The organism is Streptomyces sp. NPDC097107 (assembly GCF_044762405.1).
Taxonomy (GTDB): domain Bacteria; phylum Actinomycetota; class Actinomycetes; order Streptomycetales; family Streptomycetaceae; genus Streptomyces; species Streptomyces thinghirensis.
Map to the genome: position 1 here is coordinate 258,337 of NZ_JBIWEF010000008.1, position 17,314 is coordinate 275,650.

The 17,314-nt window shown below is 72.0% G+C and carries 16 protein-coding genes; 5 read left to right on the forward strand and 11 right to left on the reverse strand.

All coding sequences use genetic code 11. From position 1 onward, the window contains the following. Positions 1 to 87: 87 nt before the first annotated feature. Complete coding sequence (locus ACIQ1J_RS21020; RefSeq protein ID WP_403558612.1) at positions 88 to 1,185, reverse strand: bifunctional succinyldiaminopimelate transaminase/glutamate-prephenate aminotransferase; 1,098 nt, start codon at positions 1,183 to 1,185, stop codon at positions 88 to 90. Between the two features lie 132 nt (positions 1,186 to 1,317). Then, positions 1,318 to 1,638: a ferredoxin gene (gene fdxA, locus ACIQ1J_RS21025; protein ID WP_003973842.1), complete on the reverse strand. Its 321-nt coding sequence runs from the start codon at positions 1,636 to 1,638 to the stop codon at positions 1,318 to 1,320. Between the two features lie 140 nt (positions 1,639 to 1,778). Here fdxA and ACIQ1J_RS21030 point away from each other — a divergent pair, with 140 nt between their 5' ends. Further along, entirely contained in the window at positions 1,779 to 2,792 is a 1,014-nt protein-coding gene (locus ACIQ1J_RS21030; RefSeq protein ID WP_403558615.1) for a GNAT family N-acetyltransferase, read from the forward strand. A gap of 30 nt (positions 2,793 to 2,822) precedes the next feature. Next, positions 2,823 to 3,695: a transglutaminase-like domain-containing protein gene (locus ACIQ1J_RS21035; protein ID WP_403558617.1), complete on the forward strand. Its 873-nt coding sequence runs from the start codon at positions 2,823 to 2,825 to the stop codon at positions 3,693 to 3,695. A gap of 54 nt (positions 3,696 to 3,749) precedes the next feature. On the opposite strand, the gene ACIQ1J_RS21040 is transcribed toward ACIQ1J_RS21035, so the two are convergent. The 3 genes from ACIQ1J_RS21040 to mshB form a co-directional block, all read right to left on the reverse strand. Further along, positions 3,750 to 6,284, reverse strand: a complete 2,535-nt coding sequence (locus ACIQ1J_RS21040; protein ID WP_403558619.1) for a hypothetical protein — start codon at positions 6,282 to 6,284, stop codon at positions 3,750 to 3,752. Between the two features lie 156 nt (positions 6,285 to 6,440). Further along, positions 6,441 to 6,863, reverse strand: coding sequence for a DUF6113 family protein (locus ACIQ1J_RS21045; protein ID WP_403558621.1), 423 nt, complete (start codon positions 6,861 to 6,863; stop codon positions 6,441 to 6,443). After that, positions 6,860 to 7,783, reverse strand: coding sequence for an N-acetyl-1-D-myo-inositol-2-amino-2-deoxy-alpha-D-glucopyranoside deacetylase (gene mshB, locus ACIQ1J_RS21050; protein WP_403558623.1), 924 nt, complete (start codon positions 7,781 to 7,783; stop codon positions 6,860 to 6,862). Before mshB ends, ACIQ1J_RS21045 begins: the two co-directional genes overlap by 4 nt. 110 nt (positions 7,784 to 7,893) lie before the next feature. Between mshB and ACIQ1J_RS21055 the strand changes: the two genes are divergently transcribed. Together ACIQ1J_RS21055 and ACIQ1J_RS21060 are read left to right on the forward strand one after the other, a co-directional pair. After that, complete coding sequence (locus ACIQ1J_RS21055; protein ID WP_403558625.1) at positions 7,894 to 8,781, forward strand: helix-turn-helix domain-containing protein; 888 nt, start codon at positions 7,894 to 7,896, stop codon at positions 8,779 to 8,781. After that, positions 8,778 to 8,969 carry a DUF397 domain-containing protein gene (locus tag ACIQ1J_RS21060; protein ID WP_403558627.1) on the forward strand — a complete coding sequence of 64 codons (192 nt, stop codon included), beginning with the start codon at positions 8,778 to 8,780 and terminating at the stop codon, positions 8,967 to 8,969. Before ACIQ1J_RS21055 ends, ACIQ1J_RS21060 begins: the two co-directional genes overlap by 4 nt. 7 nt (positions 8,970 to 8,976) lie before the next feature. Here the strand turns inward: ACIQ1J_RS21060 and ACIQ1J_RS21065 are convergent, their stop codons facing one another. Beyond that, positions 8,977 to 9,171: a hypothetical protein gene (locus ACIQ1J_RS21065; RefSeq protein WP_121749054.1), complete on the reverse strand. Its 195-nt coding sequence runs from the start codon at positions 9,169 to 9,171 to the stop codon at positions 8,977 to 8,979. A gap of 198 nt (positions 9,172 to 9,369) precedes the next feature. On the opposite strand from ACIQ1J_RS21065, the gene ACIQ1J_RS21070 reads away from it, so the two are divergent. Next, a complete protein-coding gene (locus ACIQ1J_RS21070; RefSeq protein WP_403558629.1) occupies positions 9,370 to 11,484 on the forward strand; it encodes a prolyl oligopeptidase family serine peptidase in 2,115 nt (704 codons plus the stop codon). A gap of 128 nt (positions 11,485 to 11,612) precedes the next feature. On the opposite strand, the gene ACIQ1J_RS21075 is transcribed toward ACIQ1J_RS21070, so the two are convergent. The 5 genes from ACIQ1J_RS21075 to ACIQ1J_RS21095 are packed head-to-tail and all read right to left on the reverse strand — an operon-like array spanning position 11,613 to position 17,199. Next, positions 11,613 to 12,680, reverse strand: a complete 1,068-nt coding sequence (locus ACIQ1J_RS21075) for an ABC transporter ATP-binding protein (protein ID WP_403558631.1) — start codon at positions 12,678 to 12,680, stop codon at positions 11,613 to 11,615. After that, positions 12,673 to 13,656, reverse strand: a complete 984-nt coding sequence (locus ACIQ1J_RS21080) for an ABC transporter ATP-binding protein (protein ID WP_403558633.1) — start codon at positions 13,654 to 13,656, stop codon at positions 12,673 to 12,675. Before ACIQ1J_RS21080 ends, ACIQ1J_RS21075 begins: the two co-directional genes overlap by 8 nt. 8 nt (positions 13,657 to 13,664) lie before the next feature. Next, complete coding sequence (locus ACIQ1J_RS21085; protein ID WP_403558635.1) at positions 13,665 to 14,648, reverse strand: ABC transporter permease; 984 nt, start codon at positions 14,646 to 14,648, stop codon at positions 13,665 to 13,667. Next, a complete protein-coding gene (locus tag ACIQ1J_RS21090) occupies positions 14,641 to 15,564 on the reverse strand; it encodes an ABC transporter permease (RefSeq protein ID WP_403558637.1) in 924 nt (307 codons plus the stop codon). The genes ACIQ1J_RS21085 and ACIQ1J_RS21090 overlap by 8 nt, the downstream gene beginning before the upstream one ends. A gap of 9 nt (positions 15,565 to 15,573) precedes the next feature. Continuing rightward, positions 15,574 to 17,199, reverse strand: coding sequence for an ABC transporter substrate-binding protein (locus ACIQ1J_RS21095; protein WP_403558639.1), 1,626 nt, complete (start codon positions 17,197 to 17,199; stop codon positions 15,574 to 15,576). Between the last annotated feature and the right edge of the window lie 115 nt (positions 17,200 to 17,314).

A 17,314-nucleotide genomic window follows, 5' to 3' on the forward strand; every position in this document is an offset into this window, starting at 1 on the left:
CGGCTGCACCCCGCTCGTACGGCGCCGGGGCCCAGGGATCGCTCCCTGGGCCCCGGCGTTCCGCATGCCTACGTCGATACCAGGCCGTCAGGCCGTCAGGCGCTCCACCGCCGCGCGGACGCGCTCGTCCGTGGCCGTGAGGGCTACGCGGACGAAGTTTCCGCCGGCCGGGCCGTAGAAGTCGCCGGGAGCCACCAGGATGCCGCGCTCGGCCAGGTGGGCCACCGTGTCCCAGCAGGACTCGTCGCGGGTGGCCCAGAGGTAGAGGCTGGCCTCGCTGTGCTCGATGCGGAAGCCGTGGCCGAGGAGCGCCTCGCGCAGGGCCGTGCGGCGGGCCGCGTAGCGCTCGCGCTGGACGCGGACGTGCTCGTCGTCGCCGAGGGCCGCCACCACGGCCGCCTGGGTCGGCGCGGACGTCATCATGCCGCCGTGCTTGCGGATCTCCAGGAGGGGCCCCAGGACGGCCGGGTCGCCCGCCAGGAAGGCCGCGCGGTAGCCCGCGAGATTGGAGCGCTTGGAGAGCGAGTGGACGGCCACCAGGCCGTCGTACGAGCCGCCGTTGACGTCCGGGTGCAGGACGGAGACCGGGTCGGCCTCCCAGCCCAGCTCCAGGTAGCACTCGTCGGAGACGACGAGGACGCCGTGCTCACGGGCCCAGGCCACGACGCGGGTCAGGTCGGCCTTCGACAGGACCCTGCCGGTGGGGTTGGACGGGGAGTTGAGCCAGAGGAGCTTCAGGCCCGCCGGGTCCAGCTCCGTCGGATCGTCGTACGCCTCGTACTCCGCGCGGGCCAGGCGCGCGCCGACCTCGTACGTCGGGTAGGCCAGGCGCGGGTACGCCACCCGGTCGCCGGGGCCGAGGCCGAGCTGGGTGGGGAGCCAGGCGACGAGTTCCTTGGAACCGACGACGGGCAGGACGTGGCGGTGGGTGACGTCGCGGGCGCCGAGGCGGCGCTCGGCCCAGCCGGTGATCGCGTCGCGCAGTGCCGGGGTGCCCCAGACGGTCGGGTAGCCCGGGGAGTCCGCCGCGTCGATCAGGGCTTTCTGGATCAGCTTGGGGACCGGGTCGACCGGGGTGCCGACGGAGAGGTCGACAATGCCGTCCGGACGCGCGGCGGCCGTCTTCTTGTACGGCTCCAGCCTGTCCCAGGGAAAGGCCGGAAGGCGGTCGGAGACTGCGGACACGGTTGCTGGCTCACTTTCTTCGGTGCGGCCGGTGCTGCCTGTGCGTTCCGCGGCGAAACGCCTCGGTCCCGTACGGCACCGATCGGGGGCGATCAGCCGTACGGGACCGAGGCGGCGCGGTGCGGGCCGCCCCTACTGGTTCTGCGGCGGCAGCGCGGCGACGAAGGGGTGGTCGCGCTCGATCAGTCCCAGCTTGCTGGCGCCGCCGGGCGAGCCGAGCTCGTCGAAGAACTCGACGTTCGCCTTGTAGTAGTCCTTCCACTCCTCCGGAGTGTCGTCCTCGTAGAAGATCGCCTCGACCGGGCAGACCGGCTCACAGGCACCACAGTCGACGCATTCGTCCGGGTGGATGTACAAGGACCGCTGGCCCTCGTAGATGCAGTCGACCGGGCACTCCTCGATGCACGCCTTGTCCTTCACGTCGACACAAGGCTGCGCGATGACGTAGGTCACGCTGTCGTTCCTCCTCGATTGGGCGCTGGCGGGCCTCCTCAGGCTCCGCCGCCTGGCGCGCGGGAGCGCGGCGTCGTCGATGCCCACCCCTAGTATCTCCGTTCTTGGGCATGATCCGAACAGGAGGGGTGAACCGACCCGTGGAAATCTCTGCCGCAGGACGCCTCGAGGTCCGTATCACCGTTGCTGACGTGGGCAAACGAGTCTCCGTGCGGCGCTTGAACGAACCGGGTGTCGCGGGTGAGAAGTTCACCGACACGGTGGGCGTTCTCACATCATGGGACGACGGTGTGCTGTGTATCACACGGAAGAGTGGCGAGTCGGTCCGTGTCCCGGAGTCCGCGCTGGTCGCGGGCAAGGTCGTGCCGTCGGCGCCGGCGCGGCGGCGCGGCCCCGCCGCGTCGTACGAGGAGCTGGCGCGGGTCGCCGCACGGGCCTGGCGGCCGGTGGAGAGCGAGCGGCTCGGTGAGTGGGAGCTGCGGGCGGCCGCCGGGTTCACGCGGCGGGCCAACTCCGTGCTCCCCCTCGGCGACCCGGGGCTGCCGCTCGACGAGGCGCTGACCGCCGTACGACGCTGGTACGCCGAACGTGGTCTGCCCGCGTACGTCCAGACCGCCACCGGGGCCGAGGGCACGCAGGAGCCGCTGTGCGCGGAGCTGGAGCGCCGGGGCTGGGTGCGGGAGGTGACGGCCGAGGTGTGGACCGGCGGGCCGGCGCCGGTCGCCGACCTGTCGGAGGGGACCGGCGTGGTCCTGTCCCGGGAGGCGGACGAGGCGTGGCTGGCGCGGTACCAGCGCAAGGGCGTGAGCGAGGTGGCCCTGCGGGTACTGGCCGGCGGACCGTCCGTGTGGTTCGCGACGGTGCCCGGTGCGGACGCGGCCGCCCCGGCGGCGATCGGGCGGTGTGTCGTGGACGGGCGGTGGGTCTCCTTCGCGGCCGTCGAGGTCGACCCCGCGCAGCGGCGCCGGGGGCTGGCGACCGCCGTGATGGCCGCGCTGGCCCGGCGGGCGCTCGACGAGGGCGCGTCGGCGGCGTGGCTCCAGGTCGAGACGGACAACGCGGGGGCGCGGGCGCTGTACGCCGGGATGGGCTTCGCCGCGCATCACGCGTACCACCACTACCGGGAGCCCGCGAACACCGGGACGGACCGGTAACCGATCGCCGTGGAAGGGCACGAGCAAGCCATGCGTCACCCACGTTCTCCGCATCCCCCGTCGCCGGAACGCTCCGCCGAGCTGCGCCGGCGGTTCGCCGAAGAGGCACGCTCCGAGCGGCCCGACCTGGCCACGCTGTGCCTGCTGGTGGGCGCGGAGGCGGACGGGGCGCTGGACGAGGCGGGGCTGGACGCCGCGCAGATGGAGCTCGACCGACTGGCCGGACAGCTGCCGTTCCGGCCGGGTTCGCCGTCGGCCTGGGCGGCGGCGCTGCGGGACCTGCTCGGCGAGCGGTACGGGTTCCACGGGGTCGCCGCGGACTACCAGCGGCTCGAGTCGTCGTTGCTGCACGAGGTGCTGCGGCGCCGGCGCGGGCTGCCGATCATGCTCTCGGTGGTGTGGCTGGAGGTGGCCCGGCGGGCGGGGGCGCCGGTGTACGGGGTCGCGTTGCCGGGGCACTTCGTGGTCGGGTTCGGGGCGGAGTCCGGACCGGAGGAGGGGCGGGTGCTCGCCGATCCGTTCGACGGGGGCCGGGTGCTCAGCGGGAACGACGCGGAGGTGCTGGTGGCGGGGGTGACGGGGGCCGCCCTGCGTCCGTCGATGCTGGAGCCCGCGGCGCCGTTGCAGGTGGTGTCGCGCATCCTGAACAACATCCGGGCGTGGGCGGCGGCCCGGCCGGAACGGTCGGATGTCGGGCTGTGGGCGATCGAGCTGGCGTTGCTGCTGCCCGCGCACGCGGCGCGGCTGCGGTACGAGCGGGCTCGGTTGCTCGTGCAGCGGGGGGAGTTCTCTGCGGGAGCCGGGGAGCTGGAGGCCTACGCGAAGGTTGTGGGCGCGGTGGACGAGGCGGTCGCGGAGCAGGTCCGGGGGGAGGCGCGGGCGGCTCGGGCCATGCTCAACTGAGGACGCGAGGGGCCGCCCGGCGAGTGCCGGGCGGCCCCTCGTGGAGCGGCGTCGTCAGCTGGGGTCGGTCTCGATGACCGCCACGCGGTCCGTCTCGCTCTTCAGGGCCTGGCGCAGGGCGCCGTAGACGTCCTCGGGGGTGACGGGCGTCTTCTCACCGTTGGCGCGGGTGATGAGCACGCCGTCGAACGTGCCGCCGTACAGTTCCTTCAGGGCGTTGAGGTCGGGCTTGTCGACGAGTTTGCCGTTGACGGCCGTCACCCGGAGGAACTTCCACAGCGACTTCTCCGGGCTCATCAGGATGGAGTGCGCGGCGTCGGTCCGCACGGTCACCTTCGCCGACATCGCCGGCTCGGCGAACTCCTTCATGATCCGGTCGACCTCGGCCTTGGGGACCGTGGGCTGCTGGGTGGTCGTCGGCACGTTCACCGGGGTGGCGGTGCCCGTCTCCACCTGGGCGCGGTACGCCTCCTGCACGGCCTCGGTCGACTTGGCGACGTCGATGCCCTTGCCGGCCTTGCCGTACACGGGAACGGCCTTGCCGGACTCGAACTCGACGGTGCCCTCGGTCACCGATCCGGCCCCGCCGGCGGCGTCCTCCAGGGCCGCGTGCAGCTTCTCCTCGTCGACGGGCATGACCGGGTCGACGACACGCTGCCGGCCGAGGAGGGAGCCGAACACGGACATCGGGTTGTAGTCGCTCTTCGCCGCCGCGCTGGCCGTGGCCTGCGTGTCGAGCTGGAGCCCCGCCTGGTCCGGCTTGAGGGAGACCGTCTCGCCGCCGACCGTGAGCTTGAGCGGCTTGCTCGCGCGGGCGGAGAGGACGTCGTCCAGCTTCTCGACGGCGTCGTCGCGCGTGCCGCCGATGTCGACGCCGAGCACGGTGGTGCCCTTCGGCACGTCCGAACGGTTCATGAGCAGGCCGGCGCCGTAGGTGACACCGGCGACGAAGACCAGGCCGCCGACGAGCAGCGGGAGCTTCCTGCGGCCCTTCTTCTTGGCCGGCTTGGCGGGGCTCGCCGGGGGTGCGGAGACCGGCTCGGGCAGCTTCGGGGGCGTGTGCGGCAGCGGTCCGTCGGCGGACGCGCCCTGAAAGGGGGCGTTCCGGTCGGTCGGCACGACGGGGATGCCGCTGGTGACGGTGTTTCCGGAGACGTTGTCCGGGTTGCCGTAGCCGGAAGTGCCCGGCCCGGGGGCCGGCTTCTGCGGGGTGAGGATCGCGGTGTCGTCGCTGAGCCCGCCGCCGGGGCCGAGACGGGCGGCGTCGGCGCCGGGGCCGGGGCCGGGGCCCTGCGACCTGCCCGGGCCGACGGGACGACCCGGGCCGCCAGGACTACCGGGACTACCGGGACTACCGGGACTACCGGGACTACCGGGACTACCGGGACTACCGGGACTACCGGGACCGCCAGGGCCACCGGGACTACCGGGACTACCGGGACCGCCAGGGCCACCGGCCCCGCCAGGACCGCCCTGACCACCGGGTCCCCCGGGACCGCCCGGACCGTCCAGGCCGTTCGGTGCGGGCCCGCGCTGTCCGCTGGGCGCGCCGGGGCCGCCGGGCGTCCTGGGCCGGCCCAGGTCGCCGAGGTCGCCGACCGGGGGCGGCGTCAGCCGGCTGTCCCCGGTGACCGGGCCGCTCGTCGCGCCCGCGGGACCCTGGGTGTCGCCGTACGGGGACTGCCCGTTCGGGCCGCTTGACCCGCTGCGGGGGCCGCCCGGGTTGCCCTGCCCGTTCTCCGAGAAGTACGGCAGGTCGTCGCGGCGCGGTTCGGCGCCGCCGTCGGGGCCCGGGCGGGCGCCGTTGCCGGAGCCCGGGCGGGCACCGTTGCCGTTGCCCAGCGGTCCGGCCGCCAGCGCCTCGGTCACGTCGAAGGAGCCGGTGCCGCCCCCGTGACCGGGCGCCACGGGTCCGCCCGTCGCGCCGGAGAGACCGGCGCCGCCCGTGGCGCCGGGCCGGGAGCCGCCCGGCACGTTCATGGAGCCGACGACGCCACCGGGACGGCCGCTCCCGCCGCCCGGTCGCGCACCGGCACCGGAAGCACCGGCACCCGGTCCCGCGGCACCCGCGGGGCCTGCGGAGGGCGCGCCCGGCGTACCGGGCGCCGCGCCGGAAGCGCCGGAACCCCCGGGCAGACCGGCACCGTTGGTGGAGCCGGCCCCCTGAGCGCCCTTGGCCGGGCCGGACTTGCGCGGCGCGAACCAGTCGCTGGCCGGCTTGTCCTCCGTCGGCCGGGCGGGCTGCCCCGGCTCGGCCGGGGCCTCGACGGCGCCCGTGGGCTCTGCGGCGCTCGGTGCCGGTGCGGGCCGCTCGGCCGTCGTCTCCGTGTCACCGGCGGCGCCCCCGGTGTCCGCGACGGGCGTGCGCATGACGACCGGCGGGATGGGTCGCGATCCCGGGATGTTGATCCGGATTCGGGTCGTCAGCGTCGTCTCGGTCTTGCGCTCCTCCGGCCGCGAGGCCGAACGGCCCGCGTCCGCACCGGCGTCGGGAGCCGTGGGTGTCCCGTAGGGCGGGGTCCCCGACGGGTATGCGGCTCCGCCGCGCCCGTGGGGCCCGGAGGACGAACTGTCAGTTTCACGACTCAAGGCAGGTTCTCCCGGTTGGCTCCGCCGCCCGGCACACCTGAAAGCGGGCGGCTCGGCGGCGCGCACCACCATACTGGCCACTTCTCGCGCGTATCCCGTGACCGCCGGGGAAACCCACACCGGACTCGCACGCCCGCACCGCGGCGAAGTAGTACGTCACTTGCCAAGTCGGACGGCGCCGCGATCCGGTTGCCGCACCGGCGCGAGGGTGGCACACATCACAGCGACGGCGATCCCGCCGAGCAGGAAGAGGTACGAGCCGCTGCCGGCCGCGAAGAGGAAGTCGCCCTCGGGACGGCTGGTCGTGAGCAGGACCACGGCGAGCGCCCAGCCCGCGGCGGGCGCGACGGCCCCGCCCCGGCGGCCCACGGCCCGGCCCGCTCCGACGCAGAGTCCCGCCTCGGCGGCCAGCGCGAGCAGCAGCCCGCCCGGGAACCACCCCGGCTGCACCAGCGCGCCCGCCACCCCCACCAGGGCGCCGAGCACGAAGAGCCCCGGATAGAGGGCGGCCCGCCCGAGCGAGGGCGCGCGCAGTGGCTGGGCCAGGGCGGAGGCCGTCGGCTCGGTACGCCCTCTCATGACGCCGCCTCGATCCCCGCGGTCCCAGGGATCTCGGCGATCCCAGGGCTCTCGGCGATCCCGGTGATCCCGGCGAAGAGGTCGCTCTCGCGGCCGTCGCCGTCCCCGGACCGCTCGCCGCGCACCAGCTCGTAGTACTCGGTGGTGAAGACCGGCTGGGCCAGTTCGTTGGAGAGGACGAAGTACCGCCCGGCGACGGTGATCTGCGTGACGTGCGCGCGCATGGCCGCGGTCTTGGCGGCGTCCGCGCCGCCGTCGCCGCGGATCTCGGTGGTGATCCGCTCGTCGTCGACGACGCCCGGTACGTCCTCGACGCCGGCCGCCTTCTCGAAGGGCAGGCCGGGCAGGTCGCCGCGGAGGCGGGCGAAGGCGTCCTCGGCGACGGTACGGGGGACGCGGTTCCAGTAGACCTTGTCGACCGGGCACCCCGCCTCGGCCGCCAGCTCGGCGGCGCGCATGGCGATGCGGTGGGCCTGGACGTGGTCGGGGTGGCCGTAGCCGCCGTCGGGGTCGTAGGTGACGAGCACCTGGGGACGCACCTCGCGGATCACCTCGACGAGGAGTTCGGCGGCCCGGTCGACGTCCGCCTGCCACAGGCAGCCGGGGTCGTCGTTGTCGGGCAGCCCCATCATCCCGGAGTCGGCGAACCGTCCCGGCCCGCCGAGCAGCCGGAAGTCGTCGACGCCGAGCGCGCGCATCGCCGCCGCCAGCTCGCCCCTGCGGTGCCCGCCCAGGGCGGCTCCGGTCAGGTGCCCGAGCTCGGGCGGGATGACCTCGCCCCGCTCGCCGAGGGTGCAGGTCACCAGCGTCACGTGGGCGCCTTCGGCGGCATACCTGGCCATGGTGACGCCGTTGTTGATCGACTCGTCGTCCGGGTGCGCGTGCACCAGCAGCAGACGCCGGCCGGGGAGTTCCGTCATGGGCTCCACCCTATGACTGTCCAGGGCTTGTCCAGTGCCGTCCGGGCGGTCGGCGGCGTTGCCCCGGGTAAGGCGTGGCTGTGCGGCACGGGAGTACGGAGGGGCGCGACATGTCGGTGGACGACGAGGCGACGGTACGGCTCGGGGACGGGACGGAGCAGGCGGACGAGCCCGGGTGGGAGGTGGACCCGAACGACGACTGGGCGCTCGCCGTGGTCGCCACGGTGGGGAGGCAGCTGAAGCTGCGGCGCGAGGCGGCGGGGATGCGGGCCGCCGAGTTCGCGACGGCGGTCGGGTACGGCGAGGACATGGTCTACAAGGTCGAGGGCGGGAAGCGGATCCCCCGGCTCGACTATCTGGACGCGGCGGACCGGCTGCTGGACGCGGGTGGGCTCCTCTCGGCGATGAAGGAGGACGTGAAGAAGGTCCGGTACCCGAAGAAGGTCCGGGATCTGGCACAGATGGAAGCGCGGGCGGTGGAGCTTCAGCTGTACGACCCGCTGAACGTCCATGGGCTGCTGCAGACGCCCGAGTACGCGCGCGGGCTGCTGATGATGCGGCGCCCCTCCTACTCGAAGGACGAGGTCGAGCGGTTCATCGCGGCGCGCGTCGCCCGCAAGGCCGTCTTCGAGCGGGACCCGGCGCCCGAACTCAGCTTCGTCCTGGAGGAGTGGACACTCAGGCGCCCTCTGGGCGGGAGGGCGAACCTGCGCCGCCAGCTGGAGCATCTGCTGGAGGTCGGGCAGTCGAGGACCGTCGAGTTGCAGGTGATGCCGATGGACCGCGAGGAGCACGCCGGCCTGGCGGGCGGCATCGAGGTGCTGAAGTTCCAGGACGGCTCGATGGTGGGACGTTCGCCGGTGGTGGCCTACGGTCGACCGGTGTCGGAGCCCAAGCAGCTACGTATCCTTGAACTCCGGTATGGCATCATCCGGGCGCAGGCCTTCACCCCGCGTGAGTCGGCCGCGTTCATCGAGCGACTGCTGGGGGAGACATGATCCGCGAAACCGACCTGGCGTGGTTCAAGAGCAGCTACAGCAGCAGCAGCGAGGGTGACTCCTGCGTCGAGATCGCCACCGAGCCCGGCGCCGTCCACGTCCGCGACTCCAAGCACACCGGTGCCGGACCGCGACTCGCTCTGGCGCCGGAGGCGTGGGCCTCGTTCCTGTCCGGCACGTTCGGGTGACCGGCCGTCAGAAGTTGATGCTCCCGATCATCCCCGCGAGGTTCGTCGTCAGCTCACTGATCGTGGGCGCGACGGTCGAGGAAGCCAGGTAGAAGCCGAGGAGCATGCACACGACCGCGTGCCCCGCCTTCAACCCTGACTTCTTGACCAGCAGGAAGACGATGATCGCCAGCAGCACAACCGCCGAAATCGAGAGTGCCACGGCGGCTCACCTCCAATAAGCCCAGGGACATGGGGAGGGTCGGACGCGGTCGGACGCGGTCCCACCTTGGGGCAGATAAATCCACGCAGCGGGCACCTGGTTGATACCCACTATGCGCCAGTGATCATAACTATCCGTGCGCGCGCATCTCTCGGCGCACGGCCGCACAAGGGGGCGCATGGCCAATATGGTCAAGGCATGACGACCGAGTCCGACTCCTTCCCCAAACGGCACGCCCGCACCCAGCGGTTCACGCTCGGCGCGCCGCGTTCGTTCACCGTGGCACCCGACGGGTCCCGGGTCGCCTTCCTGCGCTCCGGCACCGGCACGGACCGGGCCAATGCGCTGTGGATCCTCGATACCGAGGAGGGTGGCGAGCGCGTCGCCGCCGATCCGCGCGCCCTCCTGGGCGGCGCCGAGGAGCAGCTGTCGCCCGAGGAGCGGGCGCGGCGTGAGCGCAGCCGCGAGGGCGGTGCCGGCATCGTCGGCTATGCCACCGACGCGGCCGTCGAGCTGGCCTCTTTCACCTTGTCAGGGCGGCTTTTCGCGGCCGAGCTGCGGGCCGGTACGGCGCGCGAACTGCCCACCCCGGGACCGGTCATCGACCCGCGCCCCTCCCCCGACGGCCGGCACATCGCCTACGTCGCCCGGGGCGCCCTGCGGGTCGTGGGCGCCGAGGGAGACGGGGACAGGGCGCTTGCCGTGGCGGACACGGAGGGCGTCACCCACGGGCTGGCCGAGTTCGTCGCCGCCGAGGAGATGGGACGCAGCCGGGGCTTCTGGTGGGGGCCCGAGTCGGACCGGCTGCTGGTGGCACGCGTGGACGACACGCCGGTCAGCCGGTGGTGGATCTCCGACCCGGCCCATCCCGAGCGTGATCCGCACCAGGTGCGGTACCCGGCGGCGGGCACCGCCAACGCGGACGTACGGCTGTTCGTGATCGGGCTGGACGGGGGGCGCACGGAGGTCCTCTGGGACCGGGCGCGGTATCCGTATCTGGCGCGAGTGCACTGGTCAGCGGCGGGTGCGCCACTCCTCCTCGTACAGGCGCGCGACCAGCGCAGCCAGTTGTTCCTGGCCGTGGACACCGAGTCCGGGGCGACCCGGATGGTGCACGCCGACGAAGATCCAGTTTGGCTGGAACTCTTCCCCGGCGTGCCCTGCTGGAGCCCCTCCGGGCAGCTCGTGCGGATCGCCGACGAGGGCGGCGCACGCGTGCTGGCGGTCGGTGAACGACCACTCACGGGCGCCCAGCTGCACCTGCGGGCGGTGCTGGACGTCTCCGACGACGACGTGCTGGTTTCCGCGTCGGCCGGTGAGGAGGCGGCCGAGCCGGAGACGGGCGAAGTGCATGTGTACCGGGTGAACGAACTCGGCATGGAGCGCGTCTCGCAGGAGCCCGGCGTGCACTCGGCGGTGCGCGCCGGAGGCGTGACCGTTCTCGTCTCCGCGACGCTCGACCGGCCGGGGACCCGGGTGCGGGTTCTGCGGGACGGGAAGCCGATGGCGACCGTCGCCTCTTACGCCGAAGATCCCGGTTTGTCCCCGCGCGTGACACTCACTCAAGGGGGCGCACGCCGTGTCCCGTGCGCCGTGCTTATGCCAAGGGACTACCACGGTGACACCCCCCTCCCCGTACTCCTGGACCCGTACGGTGGCCCGCACGGTCAGCGCGTGGTGGCCGCGCACAACGCCCACCTCACGTCGCAGTGGTTCGCCGACCAGGGCTTCGCGGTCGTCGTCGCCGACGGGCGGGGCACTCCGGGGCGCTCCCCCGCCTGGGAGAAGGCCATCAAGGACGACGTGGCCGCGGTCGTGCTCCAGGACCAGGTGGACGCGCTCCAGGCCCTCGCCGCGGACTTCCCGCTCGACCTGAACCGCGTCGCCATCCGTGGCTGGTCCTTCGGGGGCTATCTGGCCGCCCTGGCGGCCCTGCGCCGCCCGGACGTCTTCCACGCCGCCGTCGTGGGCGCCCCGGTCACCGACCTGCGGCTGTACGACACCCACTACGAGGAGCGCTACCTCGGCCACCCGGGCGAGCAACCGGAGGTCTACCGCCGCAACTCGGTGATCGACGACGCGGGCCTGGTCGACGCCGCCGAGCCGCGGCGCCCCATGATGATCATCCACGGTCTCGCGGACGACAACGTGGTGGTCGCCCACTCCCTGCGGCTGTCCTCGGCCCTGCTGGCCGCGGGCCGCCCGCACGAGGTGCTCCCGCTGTCCGGCGTCACGCACATGACCCCGCAGGAGTCGGTCGCCGAGAACCTGCTGCTGCTCCAGGTCGACTTCCTCAAGCGGTCACTGGCGTAGCGCCACACGAAGACACCAACCGCTTTAACACGCAGGCAACTTCGCCGAAGCGGCACCGATATACGGACGCGCGACGCTGATCAGCGTACGGCCGTGCGGGTGCCGTAAGCGGGCCGGGGAGCGCCATGTCACCCCGGCCCGCTGCCGTGCCCACCACCGTCTCCCTCCGTCTCATGGGGCACCACCTGCCTCTCCTCGGCGAAGTGGCAGGCCGAGTCGTGGACCGCGGGGCCGGTGGCGTGCCGGAACTCGGCGGGGACGGCGAGCGCCGGCACCTCCAGGGCGCAGCGCTCCCGTGCCTTCCAGCAGCGGGTGCGGAAGCGGCAGCCGGACGGGATGTTGGTCGGGGACGGCACGTCGCCGGCCAGGATGATGCGCTCGCGGTGCTCCCGGGCCTCCGGGTCGGGCACCGGCACGGCGGACAGCAGCGCCTGGGTGTAGGGGTGCGTGGGGTGGTCGTAGATCTCGGCGTCGCGGCCGGTCTCCACGATCCGGCCGAGGTACATCACGCCGACCCGGTCCGAGATGTGCCGGACGATGGACAGGTCGTGGGCGATGAAGATGTAGGACAGGTCGAACTCGTCCTGGAGCCGGCCCATCAGGTTGATCACCTGCGCCTGGACGGACACGTCGAGGGCGGAGACCGGCTCGTCCGCGACGATGATCTCCGGGCGCAGCGCCAGTCCCCGCGCGATGCCGATGCGCTGGCGCTGGCCGCCGGAGAACTGGTGGGGGTAGCGGTTGATGTACTCGGGGTTGAGACCGACGACGTCCAGCAGGTGCTGCACCCGCCCCCGCCGGTCGCCCTTCGGCGCCACCTCCGGGTGGATGTCGTACGCCTCCCCGATGATGTCGCCCACGGTCATGCGGGGGTTGAGGGAGGTGTAGGGGTCCTGGAAGACCATCTGGATGTTGCGGCGTACGGACTTGAGGGCCTTGCCCGACAGCCTGGTGATGTCCTCGCCCTTGTAGCGGATCTCGCCGGCCGTCGGCCTCTCCAGGTTGACCAGCATCTTGGCGACCGTGGACTTGCCGCAGCCGGACTCGCCGACGATGCCCAGGGTCTCGCCGCGGTCGAGGTGGAAGTCGACACCGTCGACCGCCTTGACCGCGCCGACCTGCTTCTTGAAGAGGATGCCGGTGGTGAGCGGGTAGTGCTTGACGAGACCGCGGACTTCGAGGATCGGCTCAGTCATGCAGGCACTCCCTCCAGAAGTGGCAGGCGCTGCCCCGCTCCGCGGCGGACTCCGTCACGTCGTACAGCGGCGGCACGTCGGTGCGGCAGACGTCCTGGGCCATCGGGCAGCGGGGGTGGAAGGCGCAGCCGGGCGGGATGCGGGTGAGGTTGGGCGGCAGGCCCCTGATGGCGTAGAGCTCCTGGCCCTTCTGGTCCAGGCGCGGGATCGACTCGAGCAGGCCGCGGGTGTAGGGGTGGGCGGGCGCCTTGTAGATGTCGTGGACCGGCGCCGTCTCCACGATCCGGCCCGCGTACATGACGGCGATCTTGTCGGCCACGTCGGCGACCACGCCCAGGTCGTGGGTGATGAGGATCAGGCCCATGTGCAGCTCGCGCTGGAGTTCCGCGAGCAGGTCCATGACCTGGGCCTGGACGGTGACGTCGAGGGCGGTGGTCGGCTCGTCGGCGATGATCAGCTTCGGCTCCAGGGCCATCGCCATCGCGATCATGATGCGCTGGCGCATGCCGCCGGAGAACTGGTGCGGGTACTGCCGCACCCGCTCCTTGGCGGCCGGGATGCGTACGCGGTCCATCAGCTCGACGGCCTTGGCGTGGGCGCCCTTGCGCGACATGCCGCGGTGCACGGTGAACATCTCGGCGAGCTGGGCGCCGACGGTGAGGACGGGGTTCAGCGACGACAGCGCGTCCTGGAAGATCATCGCCATCTCGGCGCCGCGGACCTTCCGGCGTTCCTCCTCCTTCAGCTTCAGCAGGTCACGGCCCTCGAAGAGGACCTCGCCTGCGGTGATCCGGCCCGGGGGCATGTCGAGGATGCCCATGACCGTCTGGGCGGTGACGGACTTGCCGGAGCCGGACTCGCCGAGGACGGCCAGGGTCTCGCCCGCGTCGACGCCGTAGCTGACTCCGTTGACGGCCTTGGCGACGCCGTCCCGGGTGTGGAACTCCACGTGCAGGTCGCGCACTTCCAGCAGCATGCGGCGGCTCACCTCAGCTTCGGGTCGAGGGCGTCGCGCACCGCGTCGCCGAGCATGATGAACGCGAGGACGGTGACCGCGAGGGCTCCGGAGGGCCACAGCAGGGCGTGCGGGGCGTTGCGGACGTAGGGGGCGGCGGCGGAGATGTCGATGCCCCAGGAGACGCTGGGCGGCTTGAGGCCGACGCCGAGGAAGGACAGGGTCGCCTCCAGGGAGATGTAGGTGCCGAGCGCGATGGTCGCCACGACGATGACCGGCGCGACCGCGTTGGGCGCGATGTGGCGCAGCAGGAGCCGGGAGTTGGAGGCGCCCAGGGCGCGGGCGGCCTGGACGTAGTCGTTCTGCTTGGCGGTGATGACGGAACCGCGGGCGATGCGGGAGATCTGCGGCCAGCCGAGCAGCACGATGAAGCCGATGACCGGCCAGACGGTGTTGCTGGTGATGACGGAGAGCAGGACCAGGCCGCCGAGGACGACCGGGATCGCGAAGAAGACGTCGGTGATGCGGGACAGGACCGCGTCCCCCGCCCCGCCGAAGAACCCGGCGAGCCCGCCCAGCACGCTGCCGAGGACCGCGACCCCCAGCGTGGCGAGGACGCCGACCGCCACCGACGTACGGGCCCCGTAGACGGTGCGGGTGTAGACGTCGCAGCCCTGGCCGTTGAAGCCGAAGGGGTGGCCGGGCTGGGAGCCCTCCTGGGCCCTGGCCAGGTCGCACTTGAGCGGGTTGCCGGAGGCGATCAGGGACGGCCAGATGGAGATGACGATCAGGAAGAGGATCACCAGGGCCGAGATGATGAAGACCGGGTTGCGGCGCAGGTCGTGCCAGGCGTCGGACCAGAGGCTGCGGGGTTTGTCCTGGGGGCCGGCGCCCTCCGGGCCCCCCGGAGTCTTCTCCAGGGTGACCGCCTCGCTCGCGCCGAGGTCCATCTGCCCGCCCATGCCGGTGCCGGCGATCGCGCGCTCCGGCTCGTACGGCTGCTGCTCAGGCATAGCGGATCCTCGGGTCGAGTACGGCGTACAGGAGGTCGACGACGAGGTTGGCGACGAGGAAGACGAGGACCAGGACGGTGACGAAGCCGACGACGGTCTGCGTGTTCTGCCGGAGGATGCCCTGGTAGAGCTGGTAGCCGACGCCGTGGATGTTGAAGATCCGCTCGGTGACGATGGCGCCGCCCATCAGGGCGCCGATGTCCGTGCCGATGAAGGTGACGACGGGGATCAGGGAGTTGCGCAGCAGGTGCCGGGTGATGACCCGGCGGCGGGGCAGGCCCTTGGCGATGGCGGTGCGGACGTAGTCGGAGCTCCGGTTCTCCGCGATGGAGGTGCGGGTCAGCCGGGTGACGTACGCCAGGGAGACCGAGGCGAGGACCAGGCCGGGGACGATCAGCTCGCCGAAGGGGGCCTCGGAGGAGACCGCCGGGTCGATCCAGCCCCACTTGACGCCGAGCAGGAGCTGGAGGAGGAGGCCGGTGACGAAGGTGGGGACGGAGATGACGACGAGGGTGAGCAGCAGGACGCCGGTGTCGACGGGGCGGCCGCGGCGCAGGCCCGTGACGACGCCGAGGACGATGCCTACGACGATCTCGAAGAGGATGGCGATGAGGGTGAGCCGGATGGTGACCGGGAACGCCGTGCCCATCAGCTCGGTGACCGGCTGGCCGTTGAAGGCGGTGCCGAAGTCGCCGGTGAACACGTTGCCCATGTAGGTCAGGTACTGCTGCCACACGGGCTGGTCGAGACCGAACTCGTGCCGCAGCTGCGCGGCCGTCGCCGGGTCGCACTCCCGGTCCCCGCACAGGCCCGCGACGGGGTCGCCCATCACGTTGACCATCAGGAAGATCAGCAGCGTGGCCCCGATGAAGACCGGGATCATCTGGAGCAGCCGCCGGACGACGTAGCGTCCCATGGCGCCCCCTCAGCCGACCTTGATCTCGTTGTAGACCGGGACGCTGAACGGGTTGAGCTTCACGTTGGACAGCCGGTCCGAGTAGCCCGCGCTGCCGTTCTGGTACCAGAGCGGGATGGCGCCCATCTCGTCCCGCAGGACCTCCTCGGCCTGCTGGAAGAGGTCGACGGCCTTGGGGGTGTCGGTCTCGGCGTTGGCCTTGTCGACGAGGTCGTCGAACTTCTGGTCGGACCACTTTCCGTCGTTGGAGGAGGCGTTGGTGTAGTAGAGCGGCTGGAGGAAGTTCTGGATGAGGGGGTAGTCCATCTGCCAGCCGGCGCGGAAGGGGCCGCTCATCTTCCGGTCGGTGATCTGGTTGCGGAAGTCGGCGAAGGTGCCGACCGGGTTGCCCGCGCAGGCGCGGTCGTTGTCCAGGGCGTTGTTGATGGAGTTGCAGACCGCGTCGACCCACTGTCCGTGGGAGCCGGTGTCGGCGTTGTACGTGATCTTGACCTGGCCGCCGGGCAGTCCGCCGCCCTCGCTGATCAGCTTCTTGGCCTCGTCGGGCTTGTACTCGCAGGCCTCGCCGCACAGGCCGGCCTGGTAGCCGCCGTCCTCGCCGAGGACGGGTGAGGTCCAGTCGGTGGCCGGGGTGCGGGTCTGCTGGAAGATCGTGTCCGTGATCTGCTTGCGGTCGATCGCCATGGACAGGCCCTTGCGGACCTTCTCGGAGCCGGGCTTGCTCCAGTCGTTGTCGTAGAACGGGAACGCGAGCGTCTGGATGATGCCGGCCGGGGTGTTGATGTACCGGTCGCCGAGGTCGTTCTTCACGTTCTTGAGCTGGGCGGCGGGGACGTCGTCGACGAGGTCGAGGTTGCCGGCCATCAGGTCGGTGTAGGCCGTGTTGTTGTCGGTGTAGACCTTGAGGTCGACGCCGCCGTTCTGCGCCTTGTCGGGGCCCGGGTACTCCTCCCACTTGCGCAGGGACATCTGGGAGCCGCGGGCGTAGTTGTCCACCATGTACGGGCCGTTGCCGACCGGCTTCTGCACCCAGCCGTCGTGGTCGTCGAAGAAGGCGCGGGGCAGGGGCGCGAAGGCCGGGTAGCCGAGGGTGTCGGGGAAGGTCGAGAACTTCTGGCTGAGCTTGACGGTGAAGGTGCGGGGGCCGGTCACCTTCAGCCCGGAGAGTGTGTCGGCGCTCTGCTCGCCGCTCTCCGGGTGCGTCTTGTCGTAGCCGTCGATGTACGCGAAGAAGTAGGCGTTGCGCTGGTTGTTCTTCAGGCCGGCGCCGTAGTTCCAGGCGTCCACGAAGGACTGGGCCGTGATCTTCTCACCGTTGCTGAAGGTCCAGCCGTCCTTGACCGTGATCGTGAAGTTCTGCGAGTCGGAGGTCTCGATCTTCTCGGCGAGCATGTCCTGTGCCTCGCCGGTCTCGGGGTCGTACTTCTTCAGCCCCCGGAAGATCATGTCGAGGACCTTGCCGCCCTGCACCTCATTGGTGTTGGCCGGCTCCAGCGGGTTCTGCGGGTCGCCCCAGGAGGAGCTGAGGACCGCGCTCGTGTCTCCGCCGCTGCCGCCCCCGCCTCCGCAGGCGGCCACCGCGAGGGCCACCGCCGCCGCGCATACGGCCCGTTTGGCATGCCTGGCTCCGCGCATGGAGTGCCTCCTCGTGCCCTGACTGGTTCGACTCGTTCGCTGATCGTCACCGGCCAGCATCATTCGGCAGCGAGAGATCCGCACACCCGGGCCCACCATCCGGGGGGCGTGCTTC